Below are 21,581 nucleotides of genomic sequence, written 5' to 3'. Positions count from 1 at the left end.
CGGCATCGACGCAAATGCGGACGAAAAAAATCCCGCCACCTGAGCCAGATGGCGGGACTGATTGAGTAGCGCTACTCAACCCGCGGACACCACGTGAGTGTCCGGGTGGTGCTGGTCAGCCGCGATTACGGACGGCTGCCGGTCGGGAACGGCCATGCCGCTGCCGGGTTGAGCGCGGTCTTCACGCCCGATGCCGGCGCAACCGATGCGGTCGACGCGGTCGTTGCCGGTGCAGCCTTCTTCACGACGGCCTTCTTCGGAGCAGCAGCCTTCTTCGCCGGTGCGGCAGCCTTCTTCGCAGGGGCAGCCTTCTTGGCAGGCGCAGCCTTCTTCGCAGCAGCCTTCTTCGCAGGCGCAGCCTTCTTCGCGGCAGCCTTCTTAGCAGGCGCGGCCTTCTTCGCAGCAGCCTTCTTCGCCGGTGCAGCCTTCTTCGCAGCAACCTTCTTCACTGCGACTTTCTTGACTGCAACCTTCTTCGCAGCAGCCTTCTTAGCCGGTGCTGCCTTCTTTGCAGCAACCTTCTTCACGGCGACTTTCTTCGCTGCGACCTTCTTGGCTGCAACCTTCTTCACCGCGACCTTCTTCGCAGCAACCTTCTTTGCAGCAGCCTTCTTGGCCGGCGCTGCCTTCTTCGCAGCAACCTTCTTCACTGCGACCTTCTTCACTGCGACCTTCTTCACTGCAGCGGCCTTCTTCGCCGGCGCAGCAGCCTTCTTCGCAACGGTCTTCTTGGCAGCAACCTTCTTAGCAGCCGGTTTCTTCTTGGCAAGTGCCATGTTGTTCTCCTTCAGGTTCAGATGAGAGTCAGTTCAAACTACACCCTTCGTCAAAACCCGCTTCCCGCGGACGCTGTTCAGGACGTGCGCTTCGAAGCGGGCTATTCATCGGCGTACGCGGATACCACGCGCTTACGCTAATGAATACGGTATGGCGCGCGTGACCACCCGGCCTCGCGCGCCAAATCAAGTCGGTAGCCGGCGCACCTCGCGCCGCTACCCCTAATCGCTTGATAAAGCGGATCGCCACACGGCTGTCCGCTTTTTCCGGAGGGAAGTTTGCCCATCCCACTGAAGGGTTCGCAAAGTGCCTGTCGTATCGTTGGGCCGTTAAGGCACCGGGCATGCTTTGCATCAGGCGTTCTTGCTCCTAAACCTTGGGCCGGGGCCGAGAGGCCGCCGGCTGCTCCATCATGTAACGGGTTCGCTGCTGCGGGTTATTCCCAGGACAGCGCGCCCCCCGTCTGATACTCGATCACACGCGTCTCGAAGAAGTTGCGTTCCTTCTTCAGGTCGATCATCTCGCTCATCCACGGGAACGGGTTTTCCTCGTTCGGGTACAGCGGATCGAGGCCGATCTGCTGGCAACGGCGGTTGCTGATGAAGCGCAGGTAGCTCTTGAACATCGACGCGTTCAGACCCAGCACGCCGCGCGGCATCGTGTCTTCGGCGTAGCGGTATTCGAGTTCGACAGCCTGCTTGAACAGCTCGCGGATCTCGGCGCGGAATTCCGCGGTCCAGAGATGAGGATTCTCGAGCTTGATCTGGTTGATCAGGTCGATGCCGAAGTTGCAGTGCATCGACTCGTCGCGCAGGATGTACTGATATTGCTCTGCAGCACCCGTCATCTTGTTCTGGCGGCCGAGCGCGAGGATCTGCGTAAACCCGACATAGAAGAACAGGCCTTCCATGATGCAGGCGAACACGATCAGCGACTTCAGCAGCTTCTGATCCGCTTCGAGCGTGCCGGTCTTGAAGGCCGGATCCGTCAGCGTGTGGATGAACGGAATCAGGAATTCGTCCTTCGCGCGGATCGACGTGACCTCGTGGTACGCGTTGAAGATCTCGCCTTCGTCGAGGCCGAGCGATTCGACAATGTATTGGTACGCGTGCGTGTGGATCGCTTCCTCGAACGCCTGGCGCAGCAGGAACTGCCGGCACTCGGGCGCCGTGATGTGGCGGTACGTGCCGAGCACGATGTTGTTCGCGGCGAGCGAATCGGCCGTCACGAAGAAGCCGAGGTTGCGCTTCACGATGCGGCGCTCATCCTCGGTCAGACCGTTCGGGTCCTTCCACAGAGCGATGTCGCGGGACATGTTGATTTCCTGCGGCATCCAGTGGTTCGCGCAACCGGCCAGATACTTTTCCCACGCCCATTTGTACTTGAACGGCACCAGCTGATTCACGTCAGTCTGGCCGTTGATGATGCGCTTGTCGGCGACATTGACCCGCGCTTCCGTACCGCCGGCGGGAACAGCCGATGCTTGCGGCGGCACCGCAAGATCGCCTTCGAAAATGTCGCGGACCTGATGGGCGGCAGGCGCAGCGGCCTGCATTCCGACAGCCATCCCGGCGGAGGTGCGCATCGCGTTTTGCTGCGCTCCGCTCGCGGGGGTTACGGCAGTCTTCTCGTCATCCCAGTTGAGCATAAATTCTCACCATCAATTTAGAACGGTTTGTACCATCTTTTCCTGAGCGATAAAAGGGTTCGCTCACGAAAAATCCTTTTTTCGATTCGCGTTGCGACCTCGATACAACACTTTGAGCAACGCATCGTCGTTCATGCAGCACGCGATGTGAGTCAAGCGTGGTTCGCGAGGTGCGCTCGACGCATCGAACGCTGATCGAAACGCGACGCCGTCGGGGATGTTTCGATCGCTTGTCACTGCCTGCAACGCAGGTGTCGCGTTACAGATTCCTTATCAATTTTTTAGTTGAGAGCGGCGCACACTTCAACCTCGATCGGTCGTCATGTGCGCCGCCCTCGCCTGCTTCTCGGGTCAGGCGCACTGCATTACTGGCACGCTTCGCACTCGTCGAAGCCCGGATCGCCCGGACGCATCGTGCACACCGGACCGTCTGCCTCGACCGGCGCGAGTGCCGGCGCCGCGTTGACCGCGCCCGACGATGCATTACCGCCCGCCGCACCGAAGCCGCCTGCCGCGCCTTGCGCGCCGCCGCTGCTCGAGCCACCGCTGCCCGCGCCGCCCGTCGGCACCGCGTTCAGCGCACCGTGTGCGACCGTCGACTTCTCGACGTGCGTCGCCGCCATCGTGCGGAGGTAGTAGGTCGTCTTCAGGCCGCGCAGCCATGCGAGCTTGTAGACCTCGTCGAGCTTCTTGCCCGATGCGCCGCCCATGTAGATGTTCAGCGACTGCGCCTGGTCGATCCACTTCTGGCGACGCGACGCCGCTTCGACCAGCCACGTCGGGTCGAGCTCGAACGCGGTCGCGTAGATCGCGCGCAGGTCGGCCGGGATGCGGTCGATGCGCGACAGCATGCCGTCGAAGTACTTCAGGTCCGCGACCATCACTTCGTCCCACAGGCCGCGTTCCTTCAGGTCGCGAACCAGGAACTCGTTCACCACCGTGAATTCGCCCGACAGGTTCGACTTCACGTACAGGTTCTGGAAGGTCGGCTCGATACAGGCCGACACGCCGATGATGTTCGAGATCGTCGCCGTCGGCGCGATCGCGACGCAGTTCGAGTTGCGCATGCCGTGCGTGGTGATCCGCGAACGCAGCGTCGTCCAGTCGAGCGACTCCGACGTGTCGACTTCGACGTAGCCGCCGCGCGCTTCCGTCAGCAGCTTCAGCGTGTCCTGCGGGAGGATGCCGCGATCCCACAGCGAGCCGCGGTAGCTCGAGTAGCGGCCGCGTTCTTCGGCCAGCTCGGTCGACGCGTAGTACGCGTAGTAGCAGACGGCTTCCATCGAACGGTCGGCGAACTCGACCGCCGCTTCCGACGCGTACGGCGTGCGCAGCAGGTGCAGGCAGTCCTGGAAGCCCATGATGCCCATGCCGACCGGGCGGTGCTTCAGGTTCGAGTTACGCGCCTTCGGCACCGCGTAGTAGTTGATGTCGATCACGTTGTCGAGCATGCGCATCGCGACGCTGATCGTGCGCTTCAGCTTGTCGTGGTCGAGCGCGAAGCTGCCGTCGGCCTGCTTCACCAGGTGGGCGACGAGGTTCACCGAGCCGAGGTTGCACACCGCGATTTCGGTGTCGCTCGTGTTCAGCGTGATTTCCGTGCACAGGTTCGACGAGTGGACGACGCCGACGTGCTGCTGCGGCGAGCGGATGTTGCACGGATCCTTGAACGTGATCCACGGGTGGCCCGTCTCGAACAGCATGCCGAGCATCTTGCGCCAGAGCTGCTGCGCCGGGATCTTCTTGAACAGCTTGATCTCGCCGCGTGCGACCTTGTCTTCGTAAGCCGTGTAAGCCGCCTCGAAGTCCGCGCCGAACTTGTCGTGCAGGTCCGGGCAGGTCGACGGCGAGAACAGCGTCCAGTCGGTGCCTTCCATCACGCGCTTCATGAACAGGTCGGGAATCCAGTTCGCCGTGTTCATGTCGTGCGTGCGGCGACGGTCGTCACCGGTGTTCTTGCGCAGCTCGAGGAACTCCTCGATGTCGAGGTGCCACGATTCGAGGTACGCGCAGACCGCGCCCTTGCGCTTGCCGCCCTGGTTCACCGCGACGGCCGTGTCGTTCACGACCTTCAGGAACGGGACCACGCCTTGCGACTTGCCGTTCGTGCCCTTGATATGCGAGCCGAGCGCACGCACGCGCGTCCAGTCGTTGCCGAGACCGCCGGCGAACTTCGACAGCAGCGCGTTTTCCTTCAGCGCTTCATAGATGCCGTCGAGATCGTCCGCGACCGTCGTCAGGTAGCACGACGACAGCTGCGAGCGGTGCGTGCCCGAGTTGAACAGCGTCGGCGTCGAGCTCATGAAGTCGAAGCTCGACAGCACGTTGTAGAACTCGATCGCACGCGATTCGCGGTCGATCTCGTTCAGCGACAGGCCCATCGCGACGCGCATGAAGAATGCCTGCGGCATTTCGATGCGGTTGCCGTCGACGTGCAGGAAGTAGCGGTCGTACAGCGTCTGCAGGCCGAGGTAGCCGAACTGCAGGTCGCGGTTCGCGTCGAGCGCAGCGCCGAGACGCTTCAGGTCGAACTGCAGCAGCTTGTCGTCGAGCAGGCCGGCGTCGACGCCGCGCTTCAGGAACTGCGGGAAGTATTCCGCGTAGCGGGTCGACATCTCTGCCTGCACGACTTCCTCGCCGAGGATTTCGCGACGGATCGTGTGCAGCAGGATGCGGGCCGTGACCTGGCTGTATGCCGGATCCTTTTCGATCATCGTGCGCGCAGCGAGGATCGCCGAGTCGTAGACCTGGCTCATCGGCACGCCGTCGTACAGGTTCTTCACCGTCTCCGCGACGATCGGGTCAGGGTTAACCGCAGCGCCGAGATCGTCGCACGACGACACGATCAGCGCACGCAGCGCGCTCATGTCGAGCGGACGCGTGACGCCGTTGTCGACGACATTGATGCCGGTGCTCGACTCGCCGCCCGCTGCCGCTGCTTCCTCGCCCGAGTTCTGGCGCTCGAGGTGACGCTTCTCGCGATACAGCACGTACGCACGCGCGACGTTGTGCTCGCCGCCGCGCATCAGCGCGAGTTCGACCTGGTCCTGGATGTCTTCGATATGGAACGTACCGCCGTTCGGGCGGCTGCGCACGAGCGCACGGACGACGTTTTGCGTCAGCTGTTCGACCTGCTCGCGCACGCGCGCCGATGCCGCGCCCTGCCCGCCGTTGACGGCCAGGAAAGCCTTGGTCACCGCGATCGCGATCTTCGAAGGTTCGAACGACACTACGCTGCCGTTGCGGCGGATCACCTTGTAGTCGGCGAACGTGGCCTGCGGCGCGAGCGCCTTCGCGCCCTGTTCGGTCCCGCCGAGCGGACGGCTCGAGGCGCTCTCGTACTGGGACGTCGCGTTGTCGGTGGTTTGCATGTGCAAAGCTCCTGGTGTTGGATGGTGCGGAGAGAACCGCGGATTAAAACGAACGCTGCGCAACGCGGTGCGCGAGCGGTAAGAGGCGAGCGATGCGCCGGGGAAGCCGGTTCGGTCGATGCGCGACAACCAGGATGGCCGTGTGCTTCGTCATGTATACCCTGCCCCGTCGATGTTCGCTGCGCTGATCGCGACGCCCGGACCGCCCGGCTTGACGCGCCGCCATGAGAACCCTGTCCGCCGGCATTGCCCGCCGGCCGGTGCCGCTCGGGTTTCCCCTGCGACACACACTATATCTAGTACAGAACCGCTCAACTGGCACCAAGTATAGTGGACATTCGGACGAGGTCAAAACGGATAATTTGCGCTGGAGGTATTGACATCACCCCCGCCCCGCGCAGGCTCAGACGTGACAAGGCATTGGTCGGAAAAAAAAAATTGGCCGGCTCAAAAACCCTGCAATCAGTGCTGACGGAAAGGAAAGTATTCGGCGGAAAAACCGGCATCGTCCGCGAAGCGTTGCCAATCGAAGTGCGGACCCGGGTCGGTCTTGCGGCCCGGCGCGACGTCCGAGTGCCCCGCAAAAGCATCGACCGGATAGCGCGCGGCGAGCGCGCGGGAGAGCGCGGCGAGGACCGCGTATTGCGCATCGTCGAACGGCACGTCGTCCGCGCCTTCGAGCTCGATGCCGATCGAGAAGTCGTTGCAGCGCGTCCGACCGAAGAACTCGGACGAGCCCGCGTGCCAGGCGCGCTCGTCGCACGACACGAACTGCACGAGCTCGCCGCCGCGGCGGATCAGGAAGTGCGCGGACACGCGCACGCCGCGCAGGTGGCTCTGGTAATAGGGGTGCGCATCGCAGTCGAGGCGATTCAGGAACAGCGCCTCGACCGCGTCGCCGCCGAATTCACCGGGCGGCAGGCTGATGTTGTGGACGACCACGAGCGTCGGCACCGCACCCGCGGGCCGCACCTCGAAGTTCGGCGACGGCGCATGGCGCGCTTCGCGCACCCAGCCGTTCGCATCGACCGACAACACCGGCGCGTCGCTCATCGCGTGTCGCGACCGTTCGCGCGCGCGCCGTGGCGCTGCGCGTGCTCGGCGCTGCAGAAGTATTCGCCGCCCGCGGCAACGGCGTCGCCCTTCGGTGCATGCACGCCGCATTCGGCGCAGCGCACCATCGGCTCGGGCAACGCCCTCGCGTCGCCGTTCGGGCGCGCAGCACCGGCGCCGCCAGCGCCTGGCGCGCCGTCGTAACCAGCGCCGCGGCCGTTGCGCGCCTGCGCGTGCTCCTGCGCCTGGCGCAGCTTGCGCGCGAGCCACGAGCCCGCGAAGAAGAGAAGAATCAGGAGAAGAATCTGTCGCATCGGAAACCTGCGGTCAAACCACGGAACGGTGCAGCAGCACCTCGAAAACGAACCGGCTGCCGACGTACGCGAGCAGCAGCGCGGCAAACGACACGAGCACCCAGCGCGCGGCGCCACGCCCGCGCCAGCCCGACGTCTTGCGCGCGACCAGCAGGCCGCCGAACATCAGCCACGACAGGATCGCGAACACGGTCTTGTGGTCGAGCCGCAGCGCGCGCGCGTCGACCTGTTCGCTGAACAGGATGCCCGACGCGAGCGTCAGCGTGAGCAGCACGAAACCGGCGCCGATCAGGCGGAACAGCAGCTTCTCGAGCGTCAGCAGCGGCGGCAGCGTTTCGAGCCAGCTCGCGATCCAGCCCGTCGAACCGTCGCGCCCGCCGTTCCTCAGCGACTGCAGGCGCCGCTCGACCATCAGCATCAGGATCGCGTGCAGCGCGGCGATCGCGAACAGCCCGTACGCGATGTTCGCGATCAGGAAATGCAGCTTGAACAGCGGCGCTGCGGCATAAGGAAGCACCCGCACGCCGCCGAACACGAGCGGCAGCAGCGACGCGCCGCACGCGAGCGGCAGCACCAGCAGGCGCAGGCTGTCGAGCGGGAAGAAGAAGCTCTCGATCCAGTAGATGCCGGCGCCGAGCCAGAACATCGCGGACAGCGCGAACGCGAAGCCGAACACCATCGAATCGTTCGGAAAGATCGTCATGTGGAGCAGCACGCCGTGCGCGACGAGCGCGGCGAACAGCAGCGCGCGGCCGGCCCCGCTCATCCCGGACGCCGCGGACGCGGGAACCGGCACGGCCGGCACGCTCGCGACGAGCGGCGTCGCGCCCTGGCGGTGCGTGCGCCAGCCTGCGACGGCGAGGCCGCCGTACAGGAATGCGGTGAGGGCATACAGTACAATATCCATGTTCGAAGTTTACACTAGGCCCCCTTCCCGCGACGGCTCCCTTTGTTCGGTTCCGCCGCGCCTTCGGGCCCCACTGTCCAATCGCTCCCCATGCTCGACAATCTCACTCAACGGATGGCGCGCGTCGTCAAGACGCTGCGCGGCGAGGCCCGGCTTACCGAGGCGAACACCCAGGAGATGCTCCGCGAGGTGCGTCTCGCACTGCTGGAGGCCGACGTCTCGCTGCCGGTCGTCCGCGAATTCATCGCCAAGGTCAAGGAAAAGGCGCTCGGCGAGGAAGTGATCAGCAGCCTGTCGCCGGGTCAGGCGCTCGTCGGCGTGGTCCAGAAGGAACTGACCGCCGTGATCGGCGGCGACTACGAAGGCAAGGCCGCCGAGCTGAACCTGGCGGTCACGCCGCCCGCCGTGATCCTGATGGCCGGCCTGCAGGGCGCGGGCAAGACCACGACCGTCGGCAAGCTCGCGAAGCTGCTGCGCGAGAAGTACAAGAAGAAGGTGCTGACCGTGTCGTGCGACGTGTATCGCCCGGCCGCGATCATGCAGCTGAAAACGGTGAGCGAACAGGTCGGCGCCGATTTCTTCCCGTCCACGCCGGACCAGAAGCCCGTCGATATCGCCGTCGCGGCCGTCGACTGGGCGAAGCGCCACTACCATGACGTGCTGATCGTCGACACGGCCGGCCGCCTCGGTATCGACGAGGCGATGATGCAGGAAATCGCCGCGCTGCACGACACGCTGAAGCCGGCCGAAACGCTGTTCGTCGTCGACGCGATGCTCGGTCAGGACGCGGTCAACACCGCGAAGGCGTTCAACGACACGCTGCCGCTCACCGGCGTCGTGCTGACCAAGCTCGACGGCGACTCGCGCGGCGGTGCCGCGCTGTCGGTGCGCCACATCACGGGCAAGCCGATCAAGTTCGTCGGTGTCGCCGAAAAGCTCGACGGCCTGGAAGTGTTCCACCCCGACCGGATGGCGAACCGGATCCTCGGCATGGGCGACATTCTCGCGCTCGTCGAGGAAGCGCAGCGCGGCGTCGACGTTCAAGCCGCGCAGAAGCTCGCCGACAAGGTCAAGAAAGGCGGTGATTTCGACCTGAACGATTTCCGCGCGCAGATCTCGCAGATGAAGAACATGGGCGGCCTGTCGTCGCTGATGGACAAGCTGCCCGCGCAATTCCAGCAGGCGGCCGCCGGTGCCGACATGGGCCAGGCCGAAAAGCAGATCCGCCGGATGGAAGGCATCATCAGCTCGATGACGCCCGCCGAGCGGGCGAAACCCGAAATCATCAAGGCGACGCGCAAGCGCCGCATTGCGGCCGGCGCGGGCGTGCCGGTGCAGGAAGTCAACCGGATGCTGAACCAGTACGACCAGATGCGTACGATGATGAAGAAGCTGAAGGGCGGCAACATGCAGAAGATGATGCGCGGCCTGAAGGGCATGATGCCCGGCATGCGCTGATTCCGCCCGTCGGCCGGCGCGCGGGTTTTTGCTGTAGCGCGCGCCCGCCGTTCTGCTTCATTCTTATTTGTATACCGACTGCCCGCCAGAACACATGAACCGCGAAGAAGCCCTCCACATTTTCAACCACTCCGAAGAGATCGTGTCGGCCGATGCCGTCAACGCGTCGATCTCGAAGATGGCCGACGCGATCCGCGCCGAGATCGGCGACGCGTTCCCGCTCGTTCTCTCGGTGATGGGCGGCGCGGCGGTGTTTACCGGGATGCTGCTGCCGCATCTCGATTTCCCGCTCGAATTCGACTACATCCACCTGACCCGCTACCGCAACACGACGCAGGGCAGCCCCGAGATGCACTGGCGCGTCGCGCCGCGCGAATCGGTGAAGGACCGCATCGTGCTCGTGCTCGACGACATCCTCGACGAAGGCGAGACGATGGCCGCGATCCGCGACCGGATCCTCGACATGGGCGCGCAGCGCTTCATGTCGGCGGTGCTGTGCGAGAAGACGCTCGCGAAGGCGAAACCGCTGCACCCCGACTTCTGCGGCTTCCCGGTGCCGGACCGCTACGTGTTCGGTTGCGGGATGGATGCGAAGGGCTACTGGCGCAACCTGCCGACGATCCGCGCGCTGACCACCAACGTCTGATCGCCGCCCTGCCCGCCATACAAATAGAAAGCGGCGCTCCGGTTTCCCGGAGCGCCGCTTTTTTTCGTGCGCGAACCGCCCGCCTTATAACTGGTGCACGAACGCGCGGATGCCGGCCAGCAGCATCTCGACCGAGATCGCGACGAGCACGAGGCCCATCAGCCGCTCGAACGCCGCGACCGTCCGCTCGCCGAGCCACTGCTGGATCCGCTCGGCCAGCACCAGCGTGATCGCGCAGACGATCATCGTGACCGTCAGCGCACCGACCCACTCGAGCATCTTGCCGGGCGCCTGCGACGTCAGCAGCATCACCGTCGCGAGCGCGGACGGCCCGGCCAGCGCCGGAATCGCGAGCGGCACGATGAACGGTTCGCCGCCCGCGCGCGGATCGCTGCCGAGCGCGCCGTCCGGGTGCGGGAAGATCATCCGCAGCGCGATCAGGAACAGCACGATCCCGCCGCCGAGCCGCAACGACAGGTCGGTGAGGCTCATCATCCGCAGGAAGCGGTCGCCGACCACCATGAAGAACAGCAGGATCACGAACGCGATCCCCACTTCACGCAGGATCAGCTTCACGCGGCGCTCGCGCGGCACATCCCGCATCGCCGAAATGAACAGCGGGATGTTGCCGAGCGGATCGGTGATCAGCACCAGGAGCACGGTGGCCGACAGGAACGTGTATTCCATCGTGTCCCCCGGTCGCCGTGCTTAGTGCGCGAGCGCGGCGCGGATCTTCTCCGCGACCGTCGCCGCGGCCGCGTCGGCCGGCAGCAGCGTCGCTTCGGTGTCGCGGCGGCCCTGGTACTCGATCTTGCCTTCCTTCAGGCCGCGCTCGCCGATCACGAGGCGGTGCGGCACGCCGATCAGCTCCCAGTCGGCGAACATCACGCCCGGGCGCTCGCCGCGATCGTCGAGGATCACGTCGATGCCGGCCGCGACGAGTTCCGCGTACAGCTTGTCGGCCGTCTCGCGCACCATCTCGCTGCGGTCATAGCCCATCGGGCACAGTACGACCTCGAACGGCGCGATCGACTCGGGCCAGATGATGCCCTTGTCGTCGAAGTTCTGCTCGATCGCCGCGCCGAGAATGCGCGTGACGCCGACGCCGTAGCAGCCCATCAGCATCGGCTGCGGCTTGCCCGACTCGTCGAGGAACGTCGCACCCATCGCTTCCGAGTACTTGGTGCCGAGCTGGAACACGTGGCCGACTTCGATGCCGCGGCAGATGTCGATCACGCCCTTGCCGTCCGGCGACGCGTCGCCCTTCTTCACGTTGCGCACGTCGGCGACGTCCGGCTCCGGCAGGTCGCGGCCCCAGTTCACGCCGGCGATGTGATAGTCGACCTCGTTCGCACCGACGACGAAGTCGCTCATGTTCGCGACCGTGCGATCCGCGATCACCTTCACGGGCTTCTTCGTGCCGACCGGGCCGAGGTAGCCCGGCGGCGTGCCGAACCACTCGACGATTTCCTGCTCGGTCGCGAAGCGGTGGTTCTTCAGGCCCGGCAGCTTCGACACCTTGATCTCGTTCAGGTCGTGGTCGCCGCGCAGCATCACGAGCCAGATGGTCGGCTCGGCGCCTTCGTTGTCGGTCGCGAGCACGATCGACTTGATCGTGCGCTCGAGCGGAATCGCCAGCAGTTCGGCGACGGCTTCGCACTTCGCCTTGCCGGGCGTGGCGACCTTTTCCATCGCTTCGGCCGGCGCCGCGCGCTCGGCAACCAGCGGCAGCGCTTCGGCCGCCTCGATGTTCGCCGCGAATTCCGACGTCGGGCAGTAGGCGATCGCGTCCTCGCCGGTATCGGCGATCACGTGGAACTCGTGCGAGAAGTTGCCGCCGATCGAGCCGCTATCGGCCGCGACCGCGCGGAATTCGAGGCCGAGGCGCGTGAAGATGCGCACGTACGCGTCGTACATCTTGCGATACGACTCGTTCAGGCCGGCCGCATCCTTGTCGAACGAATACGCGTCCTTCATGATGAATTCGCGGCCGCGCATCACGCCGAAGCGCGGGCGGATCTCGTCGCGGAACTTCGTCTGGATCTGGTAGAAGTTCACCGGCATCTGCCGGTAGCTCTTGATCTGGTTGCGCGCGATGTCGGTGACGACTTCCTCGTGCGTCGGCCCGATCACGAAATCGTTGTCCTTGCGGTCCTTGAAGCGCAGCAGCTCGGGGCCGTACTGTTCCCAGCGGCCCGACTCCTGCCACAGCTCGGCCGGCTGCACGGCCGGCATCAGCAGCTCGATGGCGCCCGCCCGGTTCATTTCCTCGCGCACGATCGCCTCGACCTTGCGAATCGAACGCAAGCCGACCGGCAGGTAGTTATAGATGCCGCCTGCGACGCGACGGATCATGCCGGCGCGGACCATCAGCTTGTGGCTGACGATCTCTGCGTCGGCGGGAGCTTCTTTCAGGGTGCCGATAAAGAAACGGGAAGCTTTCATGCGGACGGTTCCAAAAACGGCGCCCCCAGGCGGGGCGCCCGAAAAAGTTTCAAGGTGAAAAAGCTGCGCGCGACGAACGACGATGGCGCAGACGACGTAGCAGACTAATCAGGGACAATTCAGCCGGTGTACCCCGCGCGGATTCGCTCCGGCACGGTGCGCAGCGCCCGTTATCTGTTTATAATCAAAGCAATTTTAAAGGATTCGAAGGTGGTTGTATGCTGGATCGTGAAGGCTTTCGCCCGAACGTCGGCATCATCCTCTTGAACGCGCGCAACGAGGTGTTTTGGGGCAAGCGGCTCCGCGAGCATTCCTGGCAGTTTCCTCAAGGTGGGATCAAGTACGGCGAGACCCCCATGCAGGCGATGTACCGGGAGTTGCACGAGGAAACGGGCCTGCATCCGGAACACGTCAAGATAATCGGCCGCACCCGCGACTGGTTGCGTTACGAGGTGCCTGACAAGTTCATTAAACGCGAAGTACGCGGTCATTACCGCGGCCAGAAGCAGATCTGGTTCCTGCTGCGGATGGTTGGACGCGATTGCGACATTTGCTTGCGCGCGACCGACCACCCGGAGTTCGATGCGTGGCGCTGGAACGAGTACTGGGTGCCGCTCGATGCGGTGATCGAGTTCAAGCGGGATGTCTATCAGTTGGCGCTGACGGAACTGTCGCGCTTCCTGCGCCGCCCGGCGCAGCGAGCCGAAAAGCCGCGCGGGCCGCGTATGTCGCGCTATCCGCGCGTCATTGGCGCACAGGCCCAGCAGACGCTGACGATTGTCGACACATCGGTAGTTTGTTCGGAGATCGAAGTGGAGGCGAGCACGCTCGACGAGATGCCGCCCCACGTGATCATCGTCAAATAACGAGTCGGATTGCATGACCGGGCGCGACCTTGGTGTCGCGCCCTTTTTTTACGAGGAATGCATATTGAAAGCGATTGCTCTCGCGCTCGCATCGATCGCCGCGATGGCCGCCCTGGCCGGTTGCGCGAATTCGAAAGCGCCGTCCAACAAGGATGACAGCGAATTCGTGTACCTGCTCGACCGCCAGGGGGCCTGGAAGGAAAACGCGGTCGACACGCTGCCGCCGCTGCCGCAAACGGGCGACCTCCTGCCGTTCAACGTATCGCAGAACACGCCGCTCAAGTTCTTCGTCGATGCGAAGTCGCTCGCCGTCGGCACCGACGGCGTCGTGCGCTACGCCGTCGTCATCACGAGCCCGGCCGGCGCGCGCAACGTGAACTACGAAGGCATTCGCTGCGACACGTACGAATGGCGGCAGTACGCCGGCCTGGACTCCGATCACAACGGCTGGGATCGCACGGTCGAGAACGACTGGCGGCGCATCGAGAACGGCGAGCTGAACGCCTATCACTCCGCGCTCTATCAGGACTACTTCTGCGCGAACAAGATGCCGCAAGGCACCACCCAGCAGATCCTGGAAAACATCCGCTTCCACCGCACTGCGATGACGCAGTTGCGCTGACGGCTCGCGCGATGCGGGTCACCCGCATCGTCCCGCCGCATGAAAAAAGCCCGCATCGCGCGGGCTTTTTATTGGACTGCCTGGACTGCCGATACCGTGGCCGGAAATCACACCAGCACGAGGTTGTCGCGATGAATCAGTTCGGGTTCCAGCATGTAGCCGAGCACCGTCTCGATCTCGCCGCTCGGCTTGCGGTGAATCAGCTTCGTTTCCGCGCTGCTGTAGTTCGTGAGCCCGCGCGCCACTTCGCGCCCGTCCGGGCCGACACACGCGATCACCTCGCCGCGTGCGAACGCGCCCTGCACGCCGGTCACGCCGATCGGCAGCAGGCTCTTGCCGCCGGCCGTCAGCTTCTCGACCGCGCCCGCATCGATCACGACATGGCCGCGCACCTGCAGATGGTCGGCCATCCATTGCTTGCGCGCCGCCATCCGCGCGGTCCGTGCGATCAGCTGTGTGCCGATCGCCTCGCCGGCCGCCAGACGCACGAGCACGTCGGATTCCCGGCCGCTCGCAATCACCGTATTCGCGCCGCTGTGTGCCGCGCGCTTCGCCGCGAGGATCTTCGTCAGCATCCCGCCGCGGCCGAGGCTCGAACCGGCCCCGCCCGCCATCGCCTCGAGCTCCGGCGCGCCCGCATTGGCCTCGGCGACGAGCGTCGCGTTCGGGTCCTTGCGCGGATCGGCCGTAAACAGCCCCGACTGGTCGGTGAGGATGATCAGCGCATCGCCTTCGATCAGGTTCGCAACGAGCGCGCCGAGCGTGTCGTTGTCACCGAACTTGATTTCGTCGGTGACGACCGTGTCGTTCTCGTTGATGATCGGCACGACGCCGAGCCGCAACAGCGTGAGCAGTGTCGAACGCGCATTCAGGTAACGCTCGCGGTCCGCCAGGTCGGCGTGCGTGAGCAGGATCTGCGCAGTGCGGATGTCGTGTTCGGTGAAGCGGCTCTCGTAGACTTGCGCGAGCCCCATCTGACCGACCGCGGCAGCGGCCTGCAACTCGTCGATTTCCCGCGGCCGCTTGCTCCAGCCGAGCCGCTGCATCCCTTCGGCAATCGCACCCGAACTGACGAGCACGACTTCCTTGCCCTGCGCACGCAGCGCAGCGATCTGGGCTGCCCAGCGGCCGATTGCAGCATGATCGAGCCCCTTGCCGTCGTTGGTCACGAGGCTGGAACCCACCTTCACCACCAATCGCTTCGAATCCGCGATGATCGAACGCATCCTGCACTGTCTCCTGTATCTGATGCCTGCCCGGCCGGGCGCGATTGAACGGCCAACGCCGGGCGGCACGCCCGGCGCATGACGGAACCGCTCAGGCGTCGTCGCCCGGCACTGCCCCGCCCTTCGCCGGCGGCGCATCGCGGAATCGCACGTCCGCCGCGAGATCTTCCGCCTCCGCTGCACGGTGCGCGTCCGAATGTGCCGACAGGTAATCGTAGATCGCGTAGCACAGCGCTTCGCAGCCCTGGCCCGTCAACGCCGAAATCTCGAACACCGGGCCGTCCCAGCCGAAGCGCGCGAGGAAATCGGCGACGCGCGCCTCGCGCTCGTCTTCCGGCACCATGTCGAGCTTGTTGAGCACGAGCCAGCGCGGCTTTTCGTACAGCGCCTCGTCATACTTGCGCAGCTCGCCGACGATCGCGGTCGCTTCCGCGACCGGATCGACGCTTTCGTCGAACGGCGCGAGATCGACCAGATGCAGCAGCACGCCGGTGCGCTGCAGGTGGCGCAGGAACTGATGGCCGAGGCCCGCGCCTTCGGCGGCGCCCTCGATCAGCCCCGGGATGTCGGCGATCACGAAGCTCTTGCTCGGGCCGACACGCACCACGCCGAGATTCGGCGCGAGCGTCGTGAACGGGTAGTCGGCGATCTTCGGCTTCGCGTTCGACACCGACGAGATGAACGTCGACTTGCCCGCATTCGGCATGCCGAGCAGGCCGACGTCGGCGAGCACCTTCAGCTCGAGCCTCAGCATGCGCCGCTCGCCGGGCTTGCCGTCCGTCTTCTGGCGCGGCGCGCGGTTCGTGCTCGACTTGAAATGCAGGTTGCCGAGGCCGCCGGAGCCGCCCTGCGCGAGCATCACCTGCTGGTCGTGCTCGGTCAGGTCGGCGATCAGCTCGCCGGTATCCATGTCGCTGATGACCGTGCCGACCGGCATGCGCAGCGTGACGTCGTCGCCGCCCTTGCCGTAGCAATCCGAGCCGCGACCGTTTTCGCCGTTGCGCGCGAGGTGCTTCTTCGCGTATCGGTAGTCGATCAGCGTGTTGATGTTGCGGTCGGCGATCGCGTAAACGCTACCGCCCCGGCCGCCGTCGCCACCGTCCGGCCCGCCGAACGGGACGAATTTCTCGCGGCGCATCGACGCGCTGCCATCGCCTCCGTCGCCGGCGATGACTTCGATTCGTGCTTCGTCAATGAACTTCATTCGTCACTCCGCCCAGTATTTCCGCTATTGTGCCGCGCGCCGGCACGCTTGAACAATCTGCCGTTCGGCCGATCGTACGCCGGTTGCGCGTGGGTCGCCGGCACGCACATGCGCCCGGCGACCAAATAAAAAAAGGCCCCGCGAAGACTGCGGGGCCTTTCGGCTACGAAGCCCGTGGGTGCCTGACTTAGGCAGCCGCCGGGACGACGATGACCAGATGCTTCTTGTCCGCGCCCTTGGTCGCGAACTTGACGTGACCGTCAACCAGCGCGAACAGGGTGTGATCCTTGCCCATGCCGACGTTCTCGCCTGCGTGCATGCGCGTACCGCGCTGACGCACGATGATGCCGCCGGCATTGATTGCCTGGCCGCCGTACACTTTCACGCCGAGACGCTTCGACTCGGAGTCGCGGCCGTTCCGGGAAGAGCCGCCTGCCTTTTTGTGTGCCATCTGATTGCTCCTTTACCGAGGCGCTTACGCGTTGATCGCGTCGATGCGCAGCTCAGTGTAGTTCTGGCGGTGGCCGCCGTGCTTTTGGTAGTGCTTCCGGCGACGCATCTTGAAGATGGTGACCTTGGCATGACGACCGTGCGACACAACGGTGGCCTTGACGGAAGCCCCACTGACCAGCGGCGTACCGAACTTAATCGATTCGCCTTCGCCCACTGCGAGAACCTGGTCGAGCGTGATTTCAGCGTCAATGTCAGCCGGTATCTGTTCTACTTTGAGTTTTTCGCCAACGGCAACCTTGTACTGCTTGCCGCCGGTTTTTATGACCGCGTACATTGAGAACCTCACTCTGGATCCAATTTTTCCGCACACCACGCGCGGAAAACACGTGACTATACAGGGAGTTAGCACCAAAGTCAAAACCGATCGACGATTGCCGTGCGCGGGCCTCCGCCAAACGGCCAAAATCGTGCGGCCGCACGTGTGACAGACCGGGATATCGCGGATTCGACTTATAATCCGCGGCATCACCCAATTCCATCATCATGTCGTCGTCCACCGCCTCCCCCACCCTCAGCGCCGCCCACCTGCTCGCCCCGATCACCAGCGACATGGAGCAGGTGAATCGCGTTATCCGGCAAAGCCTCGCGTCCGACGTGCTGCTGATCAACCAGATCGCCGAGTACATCATCGGCGCGGGCGGCAAGCGGCTGCGTCCGGCGTTGCTGCTGCTCGTCGCCGGCGCGCTCGGCGAAACGTCGCACCAGCGGCACGTGCTGGCCGCCGTCGTCGAGTTCATCCACACGGCCACGCTGCTGCATGACGACGTCGTCGACGAATCCGAGCTGCGCCGCGGCCGCCAGACCGCCAACGCGCTGTTCGGCAACGCGGCGAGCGTGCTGGTAGGCGATTACCTCTACTCGCGCTCGTTCGAGATGATGGTCGGCGTCGGCAAGATGCGCGTGATGGAGATCCTGTCCGAAGCGACGACGATCATTTCCGAAGGCGAGGTGCTGCAGCTCCTCAACATGCACGACGCGGACGTCGACGAAACGCGCTACATGCAGGTGATCCGCTACAAGACCGCCAAGCTGTTCGAGGCGTCGGCACGCCTGGGCGCGGTGCTCGCGGGCGCCGATGCGCCGACCGAGGCCGCCGCTGCCGAATACGGCCGCCGGATCGGCACTGCATTCCAGATCATGGACGACTGGCTCGACTACGCGGGCACCGTCGAGGCAATGGGCAAGAATGCCGGCGACGACCTGCGCGAAGGCAAGCCGACGCTGCCGCTCATCTACCTGATCGAACGCGGCACGCCCGAACAATCGGCGCTCGCCCGCGAGGCGATCGAACAGGGCGGCACCGATCGGTTCGATACGATTTTCGACGCGATCACGCGCTCGGGCGCGCTCGATCACACGCTCGAATGCGCACGCCAGGAAGCGCAGGCTGCAGCCGCAGCCATTGCCGCATTCCCCGAATCGACCTACAAGGAGAGCCTGCTCGCGCTGTGCTCGTACTCGACGTCGCGGCAGTCGTAATGGCATCGTGTGTCGCCGCCACCGCGCGACGGCACACGTTCGATACGGGAAAATCTCCTGTCTCGAAAATTTTCTTCTCCAAGGCCTTCCCTTTCTGAAGAAACGTCGTTATAGTTACGTTCTTGCTCGACGACACAGCGGTCTTGAAGAAGACGGCAAAATCGGAAGAGTTCAAATCGGGGTGTAGCTTAGCCTGGTAGAGCGCTACGTTCGGGACGTAGAGGCCGGAGGTTCGAATCCTCTCACCCCGACCAGATTTGTAAAAAACCGTGCACCATGTGCACGGTTTTTTTTTACCCGGCCGCCGCAGGCCCCTCGTGTCGCGCACGACACATCGCGGTCGCCGGCCTCTGCTATATTCCCTCCATCCCTGTCCTTCACTGCCCTTTCCGACGCGTGGACCAAATTCCCTTATGGGCGCAAATCGGCGCCGTCTTCCTGCTTCTTCTCTGTTCCAGCTTCTTTTCCATTTCCGAGACCGCGATGATGGCGCTCAACCGCCATCGGCTGAAGCATCTCGCCGGCCAGGGCGTACTCGGCGCGAAAACCACGCAGGGGCTGCTCACGCGCACTGACCTGCTGCTCAGCGTGATCCTGATCGGCAACAACCTGTTCAATACGATCATCCCGGTCCTGACGACGTCGCTTGCGCTCCATACGTTCGGCCGCAACAACCTGGCGCTGTCGATCGCGACCGGCCTCGTCGCGTTCCTGATCATCGTGTTCGCGGAAATCGCACCGAAGATCGTCGGCGCAACCTTCCCCGAACGCATCGCGCTGCCCGCGAGCCTCGTGATCGCGCCGCTGATGCGCGTGTTCAAGCCGGTCGTCTGGTTCGTCAATGCGCTCGCGAACGGCGTGCTGTGGGTGTTGCGCATCAACACGAAGAAGGGCCGCGACCAGCGGATGTCGGCCGACGAGCTGCGGGCCATCGTGCTCGAGTCGAGCAGTTTCATGCCGACCAAGCACCGCAGCATCCTGCTCAACCTGTTCGACCTCGAGAACATCACGGTCGACGACGTGATGGTGCCGCGCCGCCAGATCGAGTCGCTCAACTTCTATGCGCCGCTCGACGACGTCCTGCATCAACTCGAAACCTGCTATCACAACCGGCTCGTCGTCTACGAAGGCGACATCGACAAGGTGCTCGGCGTGCTGCACGTGCGCAAGACGCTCACCGCGCTGCACAACCAGGAGTTCGACCGCGAAACGCTGCGCACGCTGCTCTCCGAACCGTACTACGTGCCGTCGGGCACGCCGGTGGTCCAGCAGCTCCAGTTTTTCCAGGAAACCCGGCAACGCACCGCGCTCGTCGTCAACGAGTACGGCGAACTCGAAGGGCTCGTCACGCCCGAGGACATCATCGAGGAACTGATCGGCGAATTCACGACGTCGATGCCGCGCAGCGAACGCGCGGGCGGCTGGGACGAAAACGGCGAATGCATCGTCTCGGCCAGCATGCCGCTGCGCGAGCTGAACCGCTGGCTGCATCTGAAGCTGCCGACCGACGGGCCGAAAACGCTGAACGGGCTGGTGCTCGAGATCCTCGAGGAAATTCCCGAAGACGACGTGTGCCTGAAGATCGGCGACGTGACGCTCGAAGTGATGCGCAGCGACGATCAGGCCGTGCGCACCGTCAAGCTCTTCAAGCCGCGCGGCACGCGCACCGCACGCGCCGCTTCGCGCTAGCCGAACGGCTGACTGCCGGCGCCGCCCGCGACACGCGATCATCTGCTGGTCACGGTCAACAGGCGGCCTCCCATGCCGGCTCACATGCATTTCCCTCCCTCCGGGGCGCCGCTGCGCACGCAGTCGTCGCCCGCCCGCTCCGCCGCTCCGCCCGCCGGCGCGCCCCATGCCCTCGATGCGGCCCAGCTCGACGATGCACCGGCCGTGCGGCTGTTGACGGACACGCTGCACGCGGCGCGTGTGCGCGACGCATCCGACATCCACGTCGAGCCGTTCGAAACCGGCTGGCGCATCCGCCTGCGCATCGACGGCGTGCTGCACGAACACGCACGTCCGCCGCTGCACCTGCGCGATGCGCTCGTCACGCGAATCAAGGTGCTCGCGCGCATGGACATCGCCGAGCGGCGGCTTCCGCAGGACGGCAGGCTGCGCATCGCGATCGACGGCGGTACGCGCGGCGACTATCGCGTCAGTTCGCTGCCCACGCTGTTCGGCGAAAAGCTCGTGCTGCGGCGCCTCGAGACGCTGCCACCCGATCTCACGCTCGCCCGCCTCGGCTTCGACGCGCAGCAGGCGGCCGCGATGGAGGCCGCGATACGCGCACCGCATGGCCTCGTGCTCGTCACGGGCCCGACCGGCAGCGGCAAGACGCTGTCGCTCTACTGCGCGCTGCAGATGCTCGATCGCGACGCACACAACGTCTGCACGGTCGAGGACCCCGCCGAGATCCAGCTCGACGGCATCAACCAGGTCGGGGTCGCCGACAAGGCCGGGCTCACGTTCGCGACGGCGCTGCGCGCATTGTTACGGCAGGATCCGGACATCATCATGGTCGGCGAGATTCGCGATGCGGAGACGGCCGACGTCGCGATCAAGGCCGCGCAAACCGGCCATCTCGTGCTGTCGACGCTGCACACGAACGATGCGCCGGCCGCCGTTGCTCGGCTGCTCGACATCGGCGTCGCGCCGTACAACCTCGCGGCCGCGCTGCACCTCGTCACCGCGCAGCGTCTCGTCCGGCGCCTGTGCGTCGCCTGCCGTGTGCATTCCGATGCGCCGGCGCACGTGCTGCGGGAGGCCGGTTGCGACCCGGCCGCCCTCGCAGCCGGTTGGCGGCCGTTCGACGCGCGCGGCTGTTCCGCCTGTCACGGGATCGGCTATCGCGGCCGCATCGGCCTGCATCAGACGATGCCGGTGTCGCGCGAGCTGGCCGAACGCATCGTCGCGCGGGCAAGCGTCGGCGAACTCGCTCAATGCGTGGCGGCGGAAGGCGTGCGCAATCTGCGCGATGCGGCATTCGTTCGTGTTCTGGACGGCACGACGAGCATCGCGGAAGCCATCTCCACCACACCTGCCGCGTGAA

General features: G+C 64.8%; 20 protein-coding genes and 1 tRNA gene. 8 read left to right on the top strand and 13 right to left on the bottom strand.

Features of this window, described 5'->3' with window-relative positions; translation table 11 throughout:
* Nucleotides 1-125: 125 nt before the first annotated feature.
* The 7 genes from AC5LXK_RS02725 to AC5LXK_RS02695 all read right to left on the bottom strand — a co-directional run bounded on the left by AC5LXK_RS02725 (nt 126) and on the right by AC5LXK_RS02695 (nt 8,070).
* Nucleotides 126-776 carry a histone H1-like DNA-binding protein gene (locus AC5LXK_RS02725; RefSeq protein WP_493390202.1) on the bottom strand — a complete coding sequence of 217 codons (651 nt, stop codon included), beginning with the start codon at nt 774-776 and terminating at the stop codon, nt 126-128.
* 28 nt (nt 777-804) lie between these two features.
* Nucleotides 805-1,131, bottom strand: coding sequence for a hypothetical protein (locus AC5LXK_RS02720; RefSeq protein ID WP_493390201.1), 327 nt, complete (start codon nt 1,129-1,131; stop codon nt 805-807).
* A gap of 82 nt (nt 1,132-1,213) precedes the next feature.
* Nucleotides 1,214-2,425, bottom strand: coding sequence for a ribonucleotide-diphosphate reductase subunit beta (locus AC5LXK_RS02715; protein WP_309290024.1), 1,212 nt, complete (start codon nt 2,423-2,425; stop codon nt 1,214-1,216).
* A 365-nt stretch (nt 2,426-2,790) separates the two neighbouring features.
* On the bottom strand, nt 2,791-5,796 hold the full coding sequence (locus tag AC5LXK_RS02710) for a ribonucleoside-diphosphate reductase subunit alpha (protein WP_493390200.1): 3,006 nt from the start codon (nt 5,794-5,796) through the stop codon (nt 2,791-2,793).
* Between the two features lie 462 nt (nt 5,797-6,258).
* Nucleotides 6,259-6,849, bottom strand: coding sequence for a 1,6-anhydro-N-acetylmuramyl-L-alanine amidase AmpD (gene ampD / locus AC5LXK_RS02705; RefSeq protein WP_493390199.1), 591 nt, complete (start codon nt 6,847-6,849; stop codon nt 6,259-6,261).
* Nucleotides 6,846-7,163 carry a PP0621 family protein gene (locus tag AC5LXK_RS02700; RefSeq protein ID WP_493390198.1) on the bottom strand — a complete coding sequence of 106 codons (318 nt, stop codon included), beginning with the start codon at nt 7,161-7,163 and terminating at the stop codon, nt 6,846-6,848. The genes ampD and AC5LXK_RS02700 overlap by 4 nt, the downstream gene beginning before the upstream one ends.
* A 13-nt stretch (nt 7,164-7,176) precedes the next feature.
* Nucleotides 7,177-8,070: a cytochrome C assembly family protein gene (locus AC5LXK_RS02695; protein WP_262540820.1), complete on the bottom strand. Its 894-nt coding sequence runs from the start codon at nt 8,068-8,070 to the stop codon at nt 7,177-7,179.
* Nucleotides 8,071-8,160: 90 nt separating this feature from the next.
* On the opposite strand from AC5LXK_RS02695, the gene ffh reads away from it, so the two are divergent.
* Nucleotides 8,161-9,528: a signal recognition particle protein gene (gene ffh, locus AC5LXK_RS02690; protein WP_493390197.1), complete on the top strand. Its 1,368-nt coding sequence runs from the start codon at nt 8,161-8,163 to the stop codon at nt 9,526-9,528.
* A gap of 94 nt (nt 9,529-9,622) precedes the next feature.
* Nucleotides 9,623-10,174 carry a hypoxanthine-guanine phosphoribosyltransferase gene (locus AC5LXK_RS02685; protein ID WP_282506623.1) on the top strand — a complete coding sequence of 184 codons (552 nt, stop codon included), beginning with the start codon at nt 9,623-9,625 and terminating at the stop codon, nt 10,172-10,174.
* A gap of 84 nt (nt 10,175-10,258) precedes the next feature.
* On the opposite strand, the gene AC5LXK_RS02680 is transcribed toward AC5LXK_RS02685, so the two are convergent.
* Both AC5LXK_RS02680 and AC5LXK_RS02675 read right to left on the bottom strand, forming a co-directional pair.
* Nucleotides 10,259-10,861, bottom strand: a complete 603-nt coding sequence (locus AC5LXK_RS02680) for a MarC family protein (protein WP_048251148.1) — start codon at nt 10,859-10,861, stop codon at nt 10,259-10,261.
* A 21-nt stretch (nt 10,862-10,882) separates the two neighbouring features.
* Nucleotides 10,883-12,619: a proline--tRNA ligase gene (locus tag AC5LXK_RS02675; protein ID WP_493390196.1), complete on the bottom strand. Its 1,737-nt coding sequence runs from the start codon at nt 12,617-12,619 to the stop codon at nt 10,883-10,885.
* A gap of 218 nt (nt 12,620-12,837) precedes the next feature.
* Here AC5LXK_RS02675 and AC5LXK_RS02670 point away from each other — a divergent pair, with 218 nt between their 5' ends.
* Together AC5LXK_RS02670 and AC5LXK_RS02665 are read left to right on the top strand one after the other, a co-directional pair.
* The gene (locus AC5LXK_RS02670) at nt 12,838-13,485 is read left to right on the top strand and encodes an RNA pyrophosphohydrolase (RefSeq protein WP_493390195.1); all 648 of its coding nucleotides are present in this window, start codon (nt 12,838-12,840) and stop codon (nt 13,483-13,485) included.
* Nucleotides 13,486-13,498: 13 nt separating this feature from the next.
* Nucleotides 13,499-14,107 carry a CNP1-like family protein gene (locus tag AC5LXK_RS02665; RefSeq protein ID WP_493390194.1) on the top strand — a complete coding sequence of 203 codons (609 nt, stop codon included), beginning with the start codon at nt 13,499-13,501 and terminating at the stop codon, nt 14,105-14,107.
* 107 nt (nt 14,108-14,214) lie between these two features.
* On the opposite strand, the gene proB is transcribed toward AC5LXK_RS02665, so the two are convergent.
* The 4 genes from proB to rplU form a co-directional block, all read right to left on the bottom strand.
* Nucleotides 14,215-15,333, bottom strand: a complete 1,119-nt coding sequence (gene proB, locus AC5LXK_RS02660) for a glutamate 5-kinase (RefSeq protein ID WP_493390193.1) — start codon at nt 15,331-15,333, stop codon at nt 14,215-14,217.
* Nucleotides 15,334-15,424: 91 nt separating this feature from the next.
* Nucleotides 15,425-16,537, bottom strand: coding sequence for a GTPase ObgE (gene obgE, locus AC5LXK_RS02655; protein ID WP_493390192.1), 1,113 nt, complete (start codon nt 16,535-16,537; stop codon nt 15,425-15,427).
* A 187-nt stretch (nt 16,538-16,724) separates the two neighbouring features.
* The gene (rpmA, locus tag AC5LXK_RS02650) at nt 16,725-16,988 is read right to left on the bottom strand and encodes a 50S ribosomal protein L27 (RefSeq protein ID WP_006476999.1); all 264 of its coding nucleotides are present in this window, start codon (nt 16,986-16,988) and stop codon (nt 16,725-16,727) included.
* Nucleotides 16,989-17,012: 24 nt separating this feature from the next.
* Nucleotides 17,013-17,324 carry a 50S ribosomal protein L21 gene (rplU, locus tag AC5LXK_RS02645; protein ID WP_006025184.1) on the bottom strand — a complete coding sequence of 104 codons (312 nt, stop codon included), beginning with the start codon at nt 17,322-17,324 and terminating at the stop codon, nt 17,013-17,015.
* A 209-nt stretch (nt 17,325-17,533) separates the two neighbouring features.
* Between rplU and AC5LXK_RS02640 the strand changes: the two genes are divergently transcribed.
* The 4 genes from AC5LXK_RS02640 (at nt 17,534) to AC5LXK_RS02625 (ending at nt 21,580) form a co-directional block, all read left to right on the top strand.
* Nucleotides 17,534-18,529, top strand: a complete 996-nt coding sequence (locus AC5LXK_RS02640; RefSeq protein ID WP_493390191.1) for a polyprenyl synthetase family protein — start codon at nt 17,534-17,536, stop codon at nt 18,527-18,529.
* Between the two features lie 177 nt (nt 18,530-18,706).
* Nucleotides 18,707-18,783 (top strand) — tRNA-Pro (locus tag AC5LXK_RS02635).
* A gap of 142 nt (nt 18,784-18,925) precedes the next feature.
* Nucleotides 18,926-20,218, top strand: a complete 1,293-nt coding sequence (locus AC5LXK_RS02630; protein ID WP_493390190.1) for an HlyC/CorC family transporter — start codon at nt 18,926-18,928, stop codon at nt 20,216-20,218.
* An 84-nt stretch (nt 20,219-20,302) separates the two neighbouring features.
* Nucleotides 20,303-21,580 carry a GspE/PulE family protein gene (locus AC5LXK_RS02625; RefSeq protein WP_493390189.1) on the top strand — a complete coding sequence of 426 codons (1,278 nt, stop codon included), beginning with the start codon at nt 20,303-20,305 and terminating at the stop codon, nt 21,578-21,580.
* Nucleotide 21,581 lies beyond the last annotated feature (1 nt).

It is taken from the genome of Burkholderia pulmonis (assembly GCF_984667975.1).
This window is presented reverse-complemented; position numbering and strand designations above follow the sequence as displayed.